Source organism: Cupriavidus oxalaticus, from assembly GCF_016894385.1.
GTDB lineage: Bacteria > Pseudomonadota > Gammaproteobacteria > Burkholderiales > Burkholderiaceae > Cupriavidus > Cupriavidus oxalaticus.
The window spans coordinates 2,488,004-2,504,109 of the sequence record NZ_CP069812.1; the positions used below are offsets into that span (position 1 = coordinate 2,488,004).

Below are 16,106 nucleotides of genomic sequence, written 5' to 3' on the forward strand. Positions count from 1 at the left end.
GAACCGCGGGGCAATGCCGCTCCGCTAGAATGCCCGCCATGCGACAAATCGTTCTCGATACCGAAACCACCGGCCTGAATGCCGCCACCGGCGACCGCCTGATCGAAATCGGCTGCGTGGAGCTGCTCAACCGCCGCCTGACGGGGCGCCACCTGCACTTCTACGTCAACCCGGAGCGCGACATCGACGAAGGCGCGATCGCCGTCCACGGCATCACGGTCGAGTTCCTGGCGGACAAACCCCGCTTTGCCGAGGTCGTGCACGAGATCCGCGAATTCGTCGCAGATGCCGAGCTGATCATCCACAACGCGCAGTTCGACCTGGGCTTCCTCGACATGGAATTCCAGCTGCTGGGCATGCCGCCGTTCCGCGAGCATGTCGGCAATGTGATCGATACCTTGCGCGAAGCGCGGCAGATGTTCCCCGGCAAGCGCAACTCCCTTGACGCCCTCTGCGATCGGCTGGGGATCAGCAACGCGCATCGCACGCTGCACGGCGCATTGCTCGATGCGGAATTGCTGGCGGAGGTCTACCTGGCGATGACCCGCGGCCAGAATTCGCTGGTGATCGACACGATGGACAGCAGCACCGGCGCAGGCGGAGCCACCGCTACGGCCGACCTGTCGCGTTTGGTATTGCCCGTGCTGCGCGCCACCGACGCAGAACTTGAAGCCCATTTCGACGTGCTCAAGGGCCTGGACAAGGCCAGCGGCGGCAAGACGGTATGGCAGGAAGCCGCCGCCGGGGAACCTGGCACGCTGGCTGCCTGAGCAAAAAGTTTGGAAAAGGGCTTTACAAGATACAGAGAGCCCTGCATAATCTCATTTCTCCGCTGCACGCCGGCAACGACGAAGCAGAAAGGGGTGGTTAGCTCAGCGGTAGAGCACTGCCTTCACACGGCAGGGGTCACAGGTTCAATCCCTGTACCACCCACCAGCATTCAGGAAAAGCCAGCTTCGCGCTGGCTTTTTTCTTTTCCGCGTCGTTTCCATCCCCACGCCTCACTTCTCGAGGGACGCATGCACCCTCCGCACATCTGCAACAGCGCCTCGATTTCTGTTGCAAACAGTTTCGAATTCGCCCTTGACATCTGCTAATCTTGAACGCACGCCTCGGCAATGGGCGAGGCGGCAAGACACAGCGCCGTGACCGGGACACGGGTCAGTGCGCACAAGAAAGACGTCAATCATGCAGCACTCTTTGAAGTACCGGATGGCGTTCGCCACGGCGGGTGTGGTGACGCTGATCATCGTGCTGCGCGCCTTGTACGCCCAGTACTACGCCTACGAGAGCCTCAGGCACCTGCGGCAGCAGCAGCAGGACACGCTGGTTGCACTGGTGGCGGAGCAACTGGACGAAAAGGTGCAAAGCCGTGCCGCGATGTTGCGCCGTGTGGCCCGGCAGCTGTCGCCGATGCTTGCCGCCAGGCCGGCCGAGCTGCGACGTGCCGCCGAAGGCATGGTCGACATGCCGGACCAGTTCAACGCCGTCTTCCTTGCCGCCCCGGACGGCCAGCTGGTGTTCAGCACCGCCGTGCCGGACGGCGTGCGCCTGCGGGTAGACGACCGCGACTATTTCCGTGATGTCCTGCGCGGCCAGCCGCTCGCGGTGTCGGACCTGATCCAGGGCAAGCTGACCAACGCGCCGGGCATGGTGCTGGCCGTGCCGCTGCACGGGCCCAACGGCGAGTTGCGCGGCGTGGTCGGCGGCGTGCTGAACCTCTCTGCCCACAATTTCCTGCGCGAGCTGGCGCACAGCCGGGTCGGTGTCACCGGCAGCGTCTGCCTGGTGTCGGCCGGCACCAACCCACGCTACGCCATGCATTCCGATCCCACCCGCGTGCTCACGCGGGCGCGCGCGGTCGACGAGGCCTGCGGTGCCGAACGTCCCGCCTCGATGCTGGAAGTCGCCAGGCCGACCCAGCCCATCGTGGCGCGCTACCTGCTGCAGTCCAACGGCTGGGAAGTGGTGGCCGTGCTGCCGGCGGCGGAGGCCTACGCCGCGCTGGTCAATGTGCGCCAGCGCACGATTGTCGTTGCCGGGGTATCGCTCCTGTTCGCCGCCGCGCTGATGTGGCTGGTGATGCGCCGGCTGCTGGCGCCACTGCAGCGGCTGCACCGCGCCGTGCGCCAGATGGCCGCCAACCCGTCGGCACTGGCGGACCTGCCCACCGGCCGGGTCGACGAAATCGGCGAGCTTGCCACCAGTTTTGCCGAGGTGGTGGCGCAGCTGTCCGAGCGCGAGGCCGCACTGCAGGCCGCCAAGGACCGCGCCGCCGAGAGCGAAAAGCGCATCGAGGCCATTGCCAACCACGTGCCGGACTTTGTCTCGTTCATCGACCGGCAACAGCGCTACGCCTTCGTCAATCAGGCCTACGCGCAGCACTATGGGGTGCCCGCGGCGCATATCGTCGGGCTGTCCTTGCGCGAACTGTGGGGCACCCAGGAATACATGGCCTGCCAGCCGTACCTCGAACAGGCCTTTGCCGGCCGCGCGGTGACATTCACGCGCGAAAGCCCCGATGGCAACGAGTGCATGGAAATCACCTACCAGCCAGCCTGGAACGATGCCCAGGACACCGTGGTCGGCCTCCACATGTTTGCGCGCAATGTGACGCACGAGCGCCAGAAGCTGCGCAACCTGGAGGCACAGACCGTCTCCGACCATCTCACCGGCCTGCTCAACCGCAAGGGCTTCGACCGGCGCCTGGCGGAATGCATGGCACGCACCAGCGCCGGCGGCCGCGCCCTGGCCCTGCTGCTGGTCGACCTGGACGACTTCAAGGCGGTCAACGACAACTACGGCCATCCGGTCGGCGACCGCCTGCTGGTGGCCTTTGCGCAGCGTTTGCGTGCCTGCGTGCGCAAGGGCGACGCGGTCGCGCGCATCGGCGGCGACGAGTTCGCGGTGATCCTCGACGGGGTACCCGGCCGCAGTGCGATGGATTCGGTGGCCAACGCCATCGTGCAGGCCGCGCGCATGCCGCTTGCGATCGACGGGCATTCGCTGTCTGTCACCGCCAGTGTCGGCTCGGCGCTGCATGACGGACGCCATGTCATGACCATCAGCGAGCTGTTCATGCACGCGGACATGGCGCTGTACGAGGCCAAGCGGCACGGCAAGGCGCGCTATGCCGCCCAGCCCGCTTGCACCCCTGCGGCCGATGCCGGATCCGGGGTGGTAGCGGCGCCCTCCCAGGAGCCTGCCGGCTTGCCCGCCTAGCGACCAAAGTTGCTGCCACGGCGCATGGCCGCCGCCCGGCCTTCCTGTTCGAAATGCTTTCCGCATCACCGCATTCCGCGCGATGCAGGCGCACGATCCTTGGCTTCAGATTCGCTTTAGCAATTAAACGAAAATAAAACAAGTGTGCACCGCATCATTTGTTTTCGTTTCTGTCTGAACTAGAATCCCGGCATGACGCTCAATCCCCGCCAGACCGCCCTGCTCGAAGAAGTCCGCATGCAGGGCTTTGCCTCTATCGATGAACTTGCGCGGAAGTTCGGCGTCACGCTCCAGACGGTGCGGCGTGACGTCAACCTGCTGGCCGAGAACGGCATGCTGGCGCGCTTCCATGGCGGCGTCCGGGCGGAGGGCTCCACCACCGAGAACATCGCGTACCGGCAGCGGCAGGTACTGAACGCCGAGGGCAAGGCGCGCATTGCGCGCGCGGTGGCGACGGCGGTGCCGGAGGGCTGCTCGCTGATCCTGAACATCGGCACCACGGTGGAAGAGATCGCGCGCGAGCTGATGCAGCACCGGGGGCTGCGCGTGATCACCAATAACCTGAACGTGGCCAATATCCTGGCGGACAACCCCGACTGCGAGGTCATCGTCGCCGGCGGCGTGCTGCGCTCGCGCGACCGCGGCATCGTCGGCGAGGCCACGGTCGAGTTCATCCGGCAGTTCAAGGTGGATATCGGCCTGATCGGCATCTCGGGCATCGAGACGGACGGCACGCTGCGCGACTACGACTTCCGCGAGGTCAAGGTGGCGCGGACCATCATCGAGCATTCACGCGAGGTCTGGCTGGCGGCGGATACCAGCAAGTTCAACCGCCAGGCCATGGTTGAGCTGGCGCATGTGTCGCAGGTGGACCGGCTGTTCACCGATGAGCCGCTGGCGGCACCGTTCGACCGGATCCTGGCCGACAGTGGGGTGAAGTGTGTGGTGGCGGAGCGGGAGTGAGCGTGCCGGATGTCCGGCTGCCGCTGCCGCGCTGGCGGGAGCGGGGCCGGTGTTGATGGCGGGGGGCGGGGCGGGGCGGGACGTGTCGGCATTGCGACGCGCCCGCCCTCTCCCCCGGCCCCTCTCCCGCGGGCGGGAGAGGGGAGCAAAACTTCGGGGAATCGAAGGCTTACTTGAAGACGACGGTCTTGTGGCCGTTCAGCAGGATGCGGCGTTCGGCGTGCCACTTGACCGCGCGGGCCAGCGCCACGCATTCCACGTCGCGGCCCACGGCGGTGAGCTGGTCCGGGTCCATGCTGTGGTCGACGCGCTCGATTTCCTGCTCGATGATGGGACCTTCGTCCAGGTCGGCGGTGACGTAGTGCGCGGTCGCGCCGATCAGCTTCACGCCGCGGTCGTGCGCCTGGTAGTAAGGCTTGGCGCCCTTGAAGCTCGGCAGGAACGAGTGGTGGATATTGATGGCGCGGCCGGCCAGCTTGCGGCACAGATCGTCGGACAGCACCTGCATGTAGCGCGCCAGCACCACCAGGTCGATCTTCTGCTCCTGCACCACGTCGAACACGCGCGCCTCCTGCGCGGCCTTCTGCTCGGCCGAGGCGTTCATCAGCGGCAGGTGGAAGAACGGCACGTCGTACGACGCCGCCAGCTGGTAGAAGTCGCGGTGGTTGGACACGATCGCCGCGATCTCGACCGGCAGGCCACCCACCTTGGCGCGGAACAGCAGGTCGTTCAGGCAGTGGCCGATCTTGGACACCATGATCATCACGCGCGGCTTGACCGAGGCGTCGTTCAGCTCCCACTGCATGCCGAACTGGTCGCCCACCGGCGCGAACGCCGCCTTCAGCGTGCCCAGGTCCGGGCCGCCGGCAGCCGCGCTGAAGTGCACCCGCATGAAGAAGCGTCCGGTGTACGCGTCGCCGTACTGGTCCGAGTCGACGATATTGCAGCCGTGCTGGAACAGCAGGCCCGAGACGGCGTGAACGATGCCCGGCTGGTCGGGGCACGAAAGGGTCAGGATAAATCCGGTGGTGCTCATGGTGTGTGGTTCTGTCGGAGGGGCGCGGTGTACGAGCGCAAAGGGCATGAAGGCCGTGAAAGCGCGGGCCAGGCCCGCGGCGCAAGCTCAAGCGCGACGGTCTTCGGTGCCCGGCCAGCCGCGCCGGCGAAGGGCATCCAGCGTCACCAGCGTGGCGTCGACCGTCATGGCGCCGCTCGACATGATATCAAGCAATGCGGCCAGTCCCACGCGCCTGTGTTCGCTGACCTCGCCATCCTGGTTGCGTGGGACGAATCCCGGCGGCAGCATCAGGTCATAGACATAGACCTGTTCCCACTGCACGCCTTCGGGCAGGTCACGCAGCACCTCGATCATGCCGTGCGGCTGCACGCGCCCGGCCAGCGCCGGCGGGATGCCGGACTCTTCCTCGCACTCGCGCACCAGCGTGGACAGCGGATCGCTGCCGTGCGGCATGCCGCCGGCGACCAGGTTGTCCCACATGCCGGGGTCGACCGACTTGGCGGGGCTGCGCCGCGAGATCCACAGCACGGGGCCGCCACCGGCATCGTCGCGCTCCACGATCCCGTTCATGTGCGAGGCAAAGGTCAGCAAGCCCAGGAAGCGCGCGGCCGCGCGCTCGACCACCGCCAGCGCGGGCGCATCCAGCGCCGCGGTGACCGCGAACAGTTCGTGGCGCCAGCCGCGCACGTGCCCGGCATCGGCCAGCTGGTGCGCCAGCGCGGCCAGCGCGGCGCTCAGCACGTCGAAGCCGGAGCGCCCCGGCAGCAATGCCACCGCGGCGGTGCCATCCGCGGCGCCCTCCTCCGGGCCGAGGATGCAGCCCATGCCGCGCAGGATCGCGGCATGCGACCGGGGCAGCCAGCCGACCTGCCGGCCGGCCACCATCAGGCGCAGCTTGCCGGCGGGATCGAAGCCGGTGCGCGCCGCCAGCGAGGCGGCGATGCGTGCCATGTGGCTGGCGTCGGCGCTATTGTTGGACGGATTGTTGGACGGATCGCCGGAAGGATCGCCGGGCGGCACAGCGGGCGGCAGGGAAAAGATTTCGACCATGATCGGGGCGCCGGCCGGGCCGGCGCATCTTGTCATTTTCAGGATTGAACGCATGAACCAGGCAGCAACGCAAGCCCAGGCGCAGCACGCCGGCACAGGCCGGCATGGCTCCGAACCGCACTATGTGCTGGCGCTGGACCAGGGCACCAGCAGCTCGCGCGCCATCCTGTTCGACCACACCGGCAACGTGGTGCGGCTGGCGCAGCGCGAATTCCGCCAATACTACCCACATCCGGGCCACGTCGAGCACGATCCGTACGAAATCTGGCAGTCGCAGCTTGCGGTCGCGCACGAAGTGCTGGCCGACGCCGGCATCCCGGCCACGCAGGTGCGCGCCATCGGCATCACCAACCAGCGCGAAACCACGGTGCTGTGGGACCGCAAGACCGGCGAGCCGGTCGGCCGCGCGCTGGTCTGGCAGGACCGCCGCACCGCGCCGATGTGCGAGGCGCTGCAGGCCGCCGGCCATGGCGAGCTGTTCCGCGAGAAGACCGGGCTGGTCGTCGACGCGTATTTCTCCGGCACCAAGCTGCGCTGGATGCTCGACAACATCGAAGGCGCCCGCGCACGCGCGCAACGCGGCGAACTGGCGTTCGGCACGGTCGACAGCTGGCTGGTCTGGCAGCTGACCGACGGCGCGCGCCATGTCACGGACGTGTCCAACGCCTCGCGCACGATGCTGTTCAATATCCACCGCTTCGAGTGGGACGACGCGCTGCTGGCGCTGCTCGACATCCCGCACGCGCTGCTGCCCGAGGTGGTGCCGTCCAGCGGCGAAGTGGCGCGCACCGCGGCGCGGCTGTTCGGCGTGGAGATCCCGATCGCGGGCGTCGCGGGCGACCAGCAGGCGGCCACCTTCGGCCAGGCCTGCCTGTCGCCCGGCATGGCCAAGAACACCTACGGCACGGGCTGCTTCCTGCTGATGAACACCGGCACCGAGCCGGTGACATCGCGCAACCGGCTGCTGACCACCATCGGCTGGCAGTTCGGCGGGCAAACCCAGTATTGCCTGGAGGGCGGCGTCTTCATGGGCGGCGCCACCATCCAGTGGCTGCGCGACGGCCTGCAGATCATCAGCAGCGCGCCCGAGGTCGAGCCGCTCGCGCGCCAGTGCGACGACACCGGCGGCGTGGTGCTGGTGCCAGCCTTTGCCGGCCTGGGGGCGCCGCACTGGGACGCCTTCGCGCGCGGCACGCTGGTCGGCATGACGCGCGGCACCGGGCGGCCGCAGCTGGCGCGCGCGGCGCTGGAGTCGATCGCGCTGCAAAGCGTCGACGTGCTGGAAGCCATGCAGAAGGACGCCGGCATCGCACTGGCCGAACTGCGCGTGGACGGCGGCGCCTCGCGCAGCGACCTGCTGATGCAGATGCAGGCCGACCTGCTCGGCACGGCGGTGGTCCGCCCGCGCGTGACCGAGACCACCGCGCTGGGTGCGGCCTACCTGGCCGGCCTGGCCACCGGCTACTGGAGCGAGCCGGCGCAGATCGCGCAGCAGTGGCAGGTGGAGCAGCGCTTCGAGCCCAACCTGTCCGCCGACGAACGCGGCCACCGGCTGGCGCGCTGGCACCGCGCCGTCGAGCGCTCGCGCGACTGGGCGCGCGAGGACGAGGCCGGCGGCCACGGCTGAGGGCCGGCCGCTCCCGCTCCGCCAAGACCATACACACTCCGAACCAAGCGCCATGCAGAAAGTCTCCACCCCGATCCAGCCCCCCAGCCGGGCCGCCCTGCTTTCCACCCTGGAGCGCGAGCCGCGCTGGGACGTGATCGTCATCGGCGGCGGCGCCACCGGCCTCGGCACCGCGGTCGATGCCGCCTCGCGCGGCTACCGCACGCTGCTGGTCGAAGCCGCAGATTTCGCCAAGGGCACCTCGAGCAAGGCCACCAAGCTCGTGCACGGCGGCGTGCGCTACCTGGCCCAGGGCAATATCGGCCTGGTGCGCGAAGCCCTGCACGAGCGTGGCCTGCTCGCGCGCAATGCGCCGCACCTGGTGTGGCCGCTGGGCTTCGTGGTGCCGGCGTACCAGATGTTCGACCAGCCCTTCTACGGCATTGGCCTGAAGGTCTACGACATGCTGGCGGGCAACCTCAACCTGGCCGGCAGCCGCTGGCTGAACCACCGCGAGGTGCTGGCCGCCGCGCCCAACCTGGCCGAGCACGTCAGCGGGCGCCCGCTGCGCGGCGGCAACCTGTACTTCGATGGCCAGTTCGACGATGCGCGGCTGGCGGTGGCGCTGATGCGCACGCTGTTCGACGTGGGCGGCACCGCGGTCAACTATATGCGCGTGACCGGCCTGAGCCAGCAAGGCGGCGTGATCAGCGGCGTCACGGTGCAGGACGCGCTGGGCGACGCCACTTTCCGGCTGCGCGCGGATTGCGTGATCAATGCCACCGGCGTCTGGGTCGACGCGGTGCGCCAGATGGAAGACGGCCATGCCCGCACCCTGGTAGCCCCGAGCCAGGGCGTGCACCTGACGCTGCCGCGCCGCTTCCTGCCGGGCGAGCACGCCATCCTGATCCCCAGGACCGACGACGGCCGGGTGCTGTTCGTGGTGCCCTGGAACGGCCATACCATCGTCGGCACCACCGATACGCCGCGGCGCGACCTGCCGCTCGAGCCCGATGCCGGCACCGACGATGTCGATTTCATCCTCGAGACCGCGTCGCGCTACCTGGCCAGGGATCCCACCCGCGCCGACGTCACCAGCGTCTGGGCCGGGCTGCGGCCACTGGTCAAGGCCACCGGCGAAGCGTCCACCGCATCGCTGTCGCGCGAGCATACGATCCTGGTCTCGAAGGCCGGGCTGATCACGGTCACCGGCGGTAAATGGACCACCTATCGCAAGATGGCGGAAGACGTGATCGACACCGCGATCCAGCGGCAGATGGTGCGCGCCGCGCCATGCGTGACCGCCGAGCTGCCGCTGCACGGCGCCGCCGGGCTGCCGGCGGAACTGCCGCTGGCGGATGCGGCTGCGCCGGACCGCTACTATGGCAATGAGCTGGCCACGCTGCGCGCGCTGCCCGGCCATGACCGCGTGCTGGCGGCGGCATCGGGCCTGAGCGAAGCCCATGTCCGTTTCGCGGCCCGGCACGAACTGGCACGGCGCGTCGAAGACGTGCTGGCGCGCCGCAACCGCGTGCTGTTTCTCGACGCGCGCGCCGCGCTGCAAGCCGCGCCGGCAGTGGCCGCGGTCCTGGCCGAAGAACTCGGGGAAAGCGAGGCCTGGCAGGCGCGCGAACTCGACAGTTTCCGCACGCTCGCCGCCGGCTACATGCTGGAGGGCGCTGCGCAGCCCGAGGAGCCCACCGCCGCCACTGCCCGCGCCTGACCTGGCTGGCACAAACCATCAAGAAGAGGTCCATCAACCATGACTCGCCCGCCCTTGAACGCAACCCGCGGCGCGGTGCTGCTTGCATTGCTGGCCGCCCTTGGCAGTGCCAGTGCCGCGCGGGCCCCCGGCATCGACGGCGTGCGCTTTACCGACGTGCGTACCGTGCGCTACCAGTGCGACGGCGACAAGACGCTGACCGTGCGCTACTTCAACAGCGGGGACAACCAGGCCGTCGTGTTCCGCCTGGACGGCAAGCCGGTGCTGGCGGTGACCACGGTCTCGGCGTCCGGCGCGCGCTATGTCGGCGGGCGCTACGAGTGGTGGACCAAGGGCGATACCGGCACGCTGCGCGACCTGATGCAGCCGGAACATGCCGCGGCGGCGCTGTCGAATTGCCAGTCAAAGCCCTAGCCGGCGGGCATGCCGCGTTGCCGACTCCGACGCCGGCATTTGAGGCAACGGCGTTCCGGGCGATAATGCGGGGATTGAATCAGGGAGAACACCATGGACGAGATTGAAGATCTGTCCGATCTGCCGATGCCCCGCTTTATCTGGGGCTTCGCCGTTATCGCCGGCAAGAGCGGCGAGGTCATGCACGACGAGTTCGAGTATCTGACCCACACCCGCAGCCCGCGCTTTACCTGCCGCGTGGTCGAGTTGGAAGACATGCCGGCCGAAAGCGATGAAGACGCCATCGACGGCCGCATCGTCCATCATGACGATCCGCGCCGGATGTTCTATATCACCGACGCCGGCATGGCGCTGGTCAACTTCCAGCTGTCCGACAAGATGCCGGACAAGCAGAAGTTCAAGCGCATCTGCGACGAAGCCATCGCCAACTGGATGCTGCGCCGCGAATTCCTCGACGAGGAGGAAGAGGACTGACCTACCCGTATCCGGTTCCGCCGGATCGTTGCGGCCGCCTGCGCGGCCGCGCCTTTATCAGGCCTGGTCCTGCTCCGGCGGCAGCGCGCCCGCCAGCAGTTCATTGAGCAGGCCGGTCATGCCACCGGGATGATTGACGGCCAGCGCCTGCAGGCGCCGCGCCAGCGTACCGTCCAGCTTGCACGCAAACGGCACCAGGCCCTGCTCCTGGTCCAGCCGGCGCTGCTCACGGCGATCCGGCCGCGCCCCGGCGCCGCCAGGAATCCCGCCCCGGGCCGCGGAGGCCTGTTTCAGGCTGTTGGCGATTTTCAGGCCCTTGTTCTTTTCCAGGTCCGTCTTCTTCACGGCAATTTCCGAAAGTCTGTCGAGGCCGGCATTGTACGCGCAGGCTGGGGCCGGGCACGGCAACGCCTGCGCGCTGGAACACGCCACGAGTGGCGCGCTACGTGTCGCTGACCTCGATCAGTTCGGCCGCCACACGCTGGATTTCCGCGTAGACCGGGATGGCATCCATCGGGCCGGTGCAACCTACCGCCGTCGCCTGGCTGGCATCCGCACCCGGCGGCAGGAAGACGAAGGCCATGCCGGGCTGCCAGCCGGGATGCTTGCGCAGGCTGTCATTGAGGATGTCGAGATACTGCGCGCGCGTGAAGACGTGCCTTGCCATCGCTACCTCCGGATCCACTGCCGATGCGCCCTGCGGGCGCGGAGTCATGGCGGGGATCGTAGCATGCCAACCATGGCCGGCGTCACGTGCAGCGCCGGCCCGTGCACGCCTCAGCGCACCCGCCTCAGCATTCGCCTTTCTTGGCGTGGCCCGGCGGGCAGTGGTAATCCTTGCCCTTGTTGCCCTTGCCGTTGCCCTTGCCTTTTGAACCGCCCTGGTCCCAGCGGCCCGGCACCAGCACCCAGCCATCGCGCGACTGGATCCAGCGCGGCGACTCATAAACATAGCCGGGCCGCTCGCGTTCCCAACGGCCCTTCTTCCACGCGTGCTTATGGTAGTGGTCGTCCCAGTCCCAGTAGCCCGGCATCCAGACATAGCCAGGGCGCGGGGCGGGAATGGCCTCGTACATCGGAGCCGGCGGCGGCACGCCGATGGCAATGTTGACCGACACCTGGGCCATCGACGCCGCACTGAAGGTGAGGCAGGAACCCAGCACGGCCGCCAGCATAACGGTCCGTACCGGCCGGAGCGTGAGATGTGTCATGGAAGCCCTTTCTCGTGGAGGAACACGCGCACAGTCTAGCGCGCGCCCAACGCGGCGCGATGTAAGAAAGGGTGTCGGTTGATCACAAAGATGCCGGCGCGCAACACTCGCTTGCACGCCGGCGGCATCAGTGATCCTCTGCCATCGCCTTGAGCTGGGCTTCGCCGGCATCGCGCGCGGCATCAGCAGTGGTAAAGGTGTCGTCCGAGACGATGGCGCGCCGGACCTGCTGCGCGTCGAAGTCGACCAGCGCGACCACCCAGACATAGCGCCCAGCCTGTGGGGCGGTCTGCACGAAAGCTTTCAGGTTCGGCCGGGATTCACTCGCCATGATCCATCTCCTTGAGAAACGTTCCGGAAACGTCGTTGAGGGATGTGCCGCAACACAAAGGTGTCTGGGAACTCTAGCACACGGTCCGCGCCCTTACCCGGTTACGCTGTGAGCCTCCGCATGAAGGCTCGGGCACCCGCTCACCGCTCACTCGCCGAACGGATTGGGCGCGCGGTTCTCTAGCGACTCGTTCAGGTCGAACTCGTCGCGCACCTTGTCGACCACCGCGCGGATGCTGCCCTCATAACCGGTTGCGTTACCGAAGCCGCTCATGTCCCAGTTGCGGCCGCGGGCATCGCGCGCATGCGGCACCGGCGCGGGCACGCGGATTCTGGCCCCGTCCTCGCCGACTTCATAGATTTGCTGGATGCGCCGGCTGACCTCGTCCTGCAGGGCACGCCGGCCACGCTCGCGCTTGGCCATGGCTGACTCCTCGATGCATGCGCTGGCATGCTAGCACGGCGCGCCGGCGTGCTTCAAAGTGCCGCGATCGCGTCCTGGTAGGCCGCGTAGAGCCGCGCGAAAACCGGTCCCGGCACGCCGGGGCCGATGGTGCGGCCGTCGATGGCGACCACCGGCAGCAGTTCCTTGCTTGCTGACGACAGCATCACTTCGTCCGCCGCGAACAAGTCTTCCCTGGCGATCCGGCGCGCCTCCAGCGGAATCTCCAGCGCCGCGCAGACCTCTTCCATCAAGCCGTAGCGGATGCCTTCCAGGATCAGGTTATCCTTCGGCGGCGCCAGCACGCGGCCATCGCGCACCACCCAGACGTTGGACGACGAGGCTTCGGTCAGCCAGCCGTCACGGAACTGGATCGCCTCGGTCACGCCATGCTCCGCGGCGTGCTGCGCGGCCAGCACGTTGCCCAGCAGCGAGGTCGACTTGATCTGGCAGTTCAGCCAGCGCCGGTCCTCCATCGTCACGCAGGCCACGCCCTGCTCGCGCATGCGCGCGGGCGGCAGCGCCATCGGGTTGGCCATGATCAGCACCGTCGGCACGACTTCCTTCGGGAAGGCATGCGTTCGCCGGGCTACGCCGCGCGTCACCTGGATATAGATCATCTGGTCCGACATCCCGTTGGCACGGACCACTTCGTCGATCAGTCCCTGCCACTGCGCGTCGCTGTGCGGGTCGGGAATCCCGATCGCCTCCAGGCTGCGGTGCAGGCGCGCAAGATGCTGCGCACCGCGGAATGGCTTGCCGCCGTAGTACGGGATGACCTCATAGATGCCATCGCCAAAGATAAAGCCGCGGTCGAGGACCGGGATGCGGGCTTCGGACAGCGGAGTCAGGGAACCGTTGAGGTGGACGACGGGGTCGGTCATGGGGGTTCAGGCCGTGAAGAGAATGAAACAATTCTTCCACAGGCCCCAAGGCCAGGTTATGCGCAATTTGCATGGATTGATTCACAGGCGCCGGCACCGCCGTAAAGCAAGGATTCCGGTCACCCATGTGGGGGTGTGCGCTGCAGCACTTCAAGCCCAGAATCAAGGGGTCGTGAGTTGACCCCTCTCGGCATTTCCCGCAGCCCGCCTTCGTGCGGGCTTTTTTTCGCATCACCAGAACTGGGGATGCGCGCCGAACCGGCAGCGACGAAGATAAGGCCGGGCGGACTGCGACCCGCCCAACGCCACTTCAAGCCCTCGCCTACCCTGGCCGAGGGCTTTTCTTTTGCCTCCGCCAGCGCGCGATCCGTTGAGCGGTGCCTGTCGTCCAGGGACAACACCTCTATTTAGAGGGATGCGCGATCCCATGCGGCTATACGACCATCGTCACGGGCGGTTCCGCGACTCGCCCACCACTACTTCAAGCCCTCGACTACCCTGGCCGAGGGCTTTTTCTTTGCCTGGCGCAAAGAGGCTGTGGCGCATCCGCACCGCAACAAATCCTTACAACTGAGCCCGTGAATTCCCGCAGGGTTGCCCTAGCCTTTCCCCATGCTTTCCGAAGGAGACGGCCATGCCTTCGTCACGGGACACATTCAAGTTGCGCCGTCCTGGGCGCCGGACGATGAACTGGCATGACGTTGCCTTGATTTCGGCGGCATGGATCGGATTGTGTCTGGGGCTGGGGTGGACGCTCTCCAAGGCGGCCGGGACCTTTGAGTAAGGGCAAGGTCACCCGCTTCAAAGCCCGATCGAGGGAATCTGCCTGCTATCAAATCCGATTTTTCCGATGCCTTGCTCTCCCCCCTGCTGAAACAATGATGTCTTTTTCAGCAGCCTCATGAGGCATGACATTTACCCCCGCTCATTGAAATCTGCAGCGCAATGGATTGTCGTCGTCCGGCAGTGCGCAATCATGCTTTGGGGCATGGGCCTTTCTTTGCCAGCACTCGCGGCGTGCGTCTTCACCACCGGCAACACGTTGGGCACCGCGACACTCTCTTTGCCGGTCAAGGTCAACGTACCGCGCAACGCCCCGGCGGGAGCCATTCTCTACGATAGCAATTGGGTCACGGCCGGACCCACGACCGTTAGCTGCGCCGGCACAGGCGAATTCCAGCTCACCCGAGGCTACGCCACTCCAATGCAGGTAGCCCCGGGGTATACCAACGTGTACCAGACCACCGTCCAAGGCATAGGCGTCAAGGTGGCGTGGATCAACTGGCTGCAAGGCGGGTCTATCAATGACGCGTTGCTGGCATCGCCGCCATTGTCAGAGACTGCTTGGTCAACAACGATGCCGTACGGACCCATGGGGCAGTTCCGGGCGCAACTGATTGTGACGGGACCGGTCGCCACCGGAGTTATCACGCTACCGAGCCCGCTGGCGCAGGCATCCTATGGTTCGCTGATCGTAAATCAGCTTGTGATAGCCGGGAGTACGCAAATCGTTGCTCCGGCCTGCTCAGTGCAAAACACCTCCGTGGCCGTCAGGCTGCCAACAGTCAGTGCCGCCTCCATGTCTGCGGTGGGATCGACGGCCGGCCAGACCGCATTTCATCTCTCCCTCAATTGCTCCGGTGATACCGCCGTCGCCATGACCATCACCGATGCCACGCAGCCTGGCAACGCCGGGAGCAACTTGGCGCTGGGAAGCGATTCGACGGCTTCCGGCGTGGCATTTCAAATTCTCTACAACAATACGCCGGTCAGGTTCGGAGCAGACTCTGCGGCTTCGGGCAATCCAAGCCAGTTTGCTGTTGGCAACTCAGGTGGTGTTGGTAGCATGCAAATCCCCCTCGCCGTGCGCTATATCCGTACCGGCACCGTGACACCGGGCGTGGCGAATGGCTACGCTACTTTCACAATGAGCTATCAATGATCTGACCCCGCTTCGATGCTCATTATCAGCGTCTGAATCGCTCTGAGGTACCGGCCCGCCACGCCTTGGCAATATCGCCTTGCGGGAAGAGTGTTCGGGAAGAAGGTGTAGCCCCCCCCCCGAAAGGGGTATTGCTCGTCGACCTGCCCGGACTCGACAGTTGCTCTGCGGAGCGGGCACACGCTCTTGGACACGACCACTCTGGGGGGAGAAATCATGCTGACGAGGATCATCAGCGGCGTACTATGCGCTGCTGCATTGGCAGGCTGCGCTACCAAGAACTACGGCCGCCAGGGAACGTTGACCGATTACGAGAAGACGACCATGACCTGCCGGGAAATACAACTTGAGCAGGCGAAGGTCCAGGGATTCGTCGATCACGTGAACAAGGAGAGTGAATTCGATGGACGCTCGGTGCTCTCATTCCTCGGCGATTTTGGAATCGGCAACCTTATGGAGAAGGACAGCGCCATGAAAAGTGCCACCGATCGAACGGCACAACTTCAGACTGCAGCGAATCAAAGAGGCTGCACCTCCGCTGCGCCTGATCAGAAGGCCCAGTCCGCCCCCACTAGCCAGGCTCGATAGCGACACCGGAGCTTTCACCGCTTACCCCGCTTTTTCGCTGGCTGCCGGTGGACGCCTCTGGATGCCACAGGACAACTCATTCACCCAAAAGATCGAGTAAAAACAAGGGACTAGAAACAAAAAGCCGTCCCTATGGGGACGGCTTCAGATTGCTTTGGACGTTGTTCTGGCGGAGAGAGGGGGATTCGAACCCCCGATAGGCTATTAACCTCTTCATGACAACGACGTATTCCAAATAT

Annotated in this window: 17 protein-coding genes and 1 tRNA gene; 10 read left to right on the top strand and 8 right to left on the bottom strand. The window is 66.4% G+C overall.

Annotated elements, in window-relative coordinates; genetic code table 11:
* Positions 1-38: 38 nt before the first annotated feature.
* The 4 genes from dnaQ to JTE92_RS23865 all read left to right on the top strand — a co-directional run bounded on the left by dnaQ (position 39) and on the right by JTE92_RS23865 (position 4,185).
* Entirely contained in the window at positions 39-770 is a 732-nt protein-coding gene (gene dnaQ, locus JTE92_RS23850; RefSeq protein ID WP_063238202.1) for a DNA polymerase III subunit epsilon, read from the top strand.
* A gap of 91 nt (positions 771-861) precedes the next feature.
* Positions 862-936 (top strand) — tRNA-Val (locus tag JTE92_RS23855).
* Between the two features lie 252 nt (positions 937-1,188).
* Positions 1,189-3,222: a sensor domain-containing diguanylate cyclase gene (locus JTE92_RS23860; protein ID WP_232353310.1), complete on the top strand. Its 2,034-nt coding sequence runs from the start codon at positions 1,189-1,191 to the stop codon at positions 3,220-3,222.
* Between the two features lie 192 nt (positions 3,223-3,414).
* On the top strand, positions 3,415-4,185 hold the full coding sequence (locus JTE92_RS23865; RefSeq protein ID WP_063238203.1) for a DeoR/GlpR family DNA-binding transcription regulator: 771 nt from the start codon (positions 3,415-3,417) through the stop codon (positions 4,183-4,185).
* A gap of 169 nt (positions 4,186-4,354) precedes the next feature.
* Here JTE92_RS23865 and purU read toward each other — a convergent pair whose 3' ends face one another.
* Both purU and JTE92_RS23875 read right to left on the bottom strand, forming a co-directional pair.
* Positions 4,355-5,221 carry a formyltetrahydrofolate deformylase gene (gene purU, locus JTE92_RS23870; RefSeq protein WP_063238204.1) on the bottom strand — a complete coding sequence of 289 codons (867 nt, stop codon included), beginning with the start codon at positions 5,219-5,221 and terminating at the stop codon, positions 4,355-4,357.
* Between the two features lie 87 nt (positions 5,222-5,308).
* A complete protein-coding gene (locus tag JTE92_RS23875) occupies positions 5,309-6,253 on the bottom strand; it encodes an NUDIX hydrolase (RefSeq protein ID WP_063238205.1) in 945 nt (314 codons plus the stop codon).
* 52 nt (positions 6,254-6,305) lie between these two features.
* Between JTE92_RS23875 and glpK the strand changes: the two genes are divergently transcribed.
* The 4 genes from glpK to JTE92_RS23895 all read left to right on the top strand — a co-directional run bounded on the left by glpK (position 6,306) and on the right by JTE92_RS23895 (position 10,470).
* Positions 6,306-7,880 carry a glycerol kinase GlpK gene (glpK, locus tag JTE92_RS23880; RefSeq protein WP_063238206.1) on the top strand — a complete coding sequence of 525 codons (1,575 nt, stop codon included), beginning with the start codon at positions 6,306-6,308 and terminating at the stop codon, positions 7,878-7,880.
* Positions 7,881-7,932: 52 nt separating this feature from the next.
* Positions 7,933-9,582, top strand: a complete 1,650-nt coding sequence (locus JTE92_RS23885; protein WP_063238207.1) for a glycerol-3-phosphate dehydrogenase/oxidase — start codon at positions 7,933-7,935, stop codon at positions 9,580-9,582.
* A 54-nt stretch (positions 9,583-9,636) separates the two neighbouring features.
* Complete coding sequence (locus JTE92_RS23890; protein WP_232353312.1) at positions 9,637-9,996, top strand: MliC family protein; 360 nt, start codon at positions 9,637-9,639, stop codon at positions 9,994-9,996.
* Between the two features lie 93 nt (positions 9,997-10,089).
* Positions 10,090-10,470: a hypothetical protein gene (locus JTE92_RS23895; protein ID WP_063238209.1), complete on the top strand. Its 381-nt coding sequence runs from the start codon at positions 10,090-10,092 to the stop codon at positions 10,468-10,470.
* Positions 10,471-10,527: 57 nt separating this feature from the next.
* On the opposite strand, the gene JTE92_RS23900 is transcribed toward JTE92_RS23895, so the two are convergent.
* From JTE92_RS23900 to JTE92_RS23925, 6 genes are all read right to left on the bottom strand, one after another.
* Entirely contained in the window at positions 10,528-10,821 is a 294-nt protein-coding gene (locus tag JTE92_RS23900) for a hypothetical protein (RefSeq protein ID WP_063238266.1), read from the bottom strand.
* A 91-nt stretch (positions 10,822-10,912) separates the two neighbouring features.
* Complete coding sequence (locus JTE92_RS23905; RefSeq protein WP_029046345.1) at positions 10,913-11,137, bottom strand: hypothetical protein; 225 nt, start codon at positions 11,135-11,137, stop codon at positions 10,913-10,915.
* A gap of 124 nt (positions 11,138-11,261) precedes the next feature.
* Positions 11,262-11,681, bottom strand: coding sequence for a YXWGXW repeat-containing protein (locus tag JTE92_RS23910; protein WP_063238210.1), 420 nt, complete (start codon positions 11,679-11,681; stop codon positions 11,262-11,264).
* Between the two features lie 127 nt (positions 11,682-11,808).
* A complete protein-coding gene (locus tag JTE92_RS23915) occupies positions 11,809-12,012 on the bottom strand; it encodes a hypothetical protein (protein WP_063238211.1) in 204 nt (67 codons plus the stop codon).
* A gap of 147 nt (positions 12,013-12,159) precedes the next feature.
* Positions 12,160-12,435, bottom strand: coding sequence for a hypothetical protein (locus JTE92_RS23920; protein ID WP_063238212.1), 276 nt, complete (start codon positions 12,433-12,435; stop codon positions 12,160-12,162).
* A 53-nt stretch (positions 12,436-12,488) separates the two neighbouring features.
* Positions 12,489-13,337, bottom strand: a complete 849-nt coding sequence (locus JTE92_RS23925; protein ID WP_063238213.1) for a D-amino acid aminotransferase — start codon at positions 13,335-13,337, stop codon at positions 12,489-12,491.
* Between the two features lie 901 nt (positions 13,338-14,238).
* Between JTE92_RS23925 and JTE92_RS23930 the strand changes: the two genes are divergently transcribed.
* Both JTE92_RS23930 and JTE92_RS23935 read left to right on the top strand, forming a co-directional pair.
* Complete coding sequence (locus tag JTE92_RS23930; RefSeq protein ID WP_063238214.1) at positions 14,239-15,279, top strand: fimbrial protein; 1,041 nt, start codon at positions 14,239-14,241, stop codon at positions 15,277-15,279.
* A gap of 216 nt (positions 15,280-15,495) precedes the next feature.
* Positions 15,496-15,867, top strand: a complete 372-nt coding sequence (locus tag JTE92_RS23935) for a hypothetical protein (protein ID WP_063238267.1) — start codon at positions 15,496-15,498, stop codon at positions 15,865-15,867.
* Positions 15,868-16,106 lie beyond the last annotated feature (239 nt).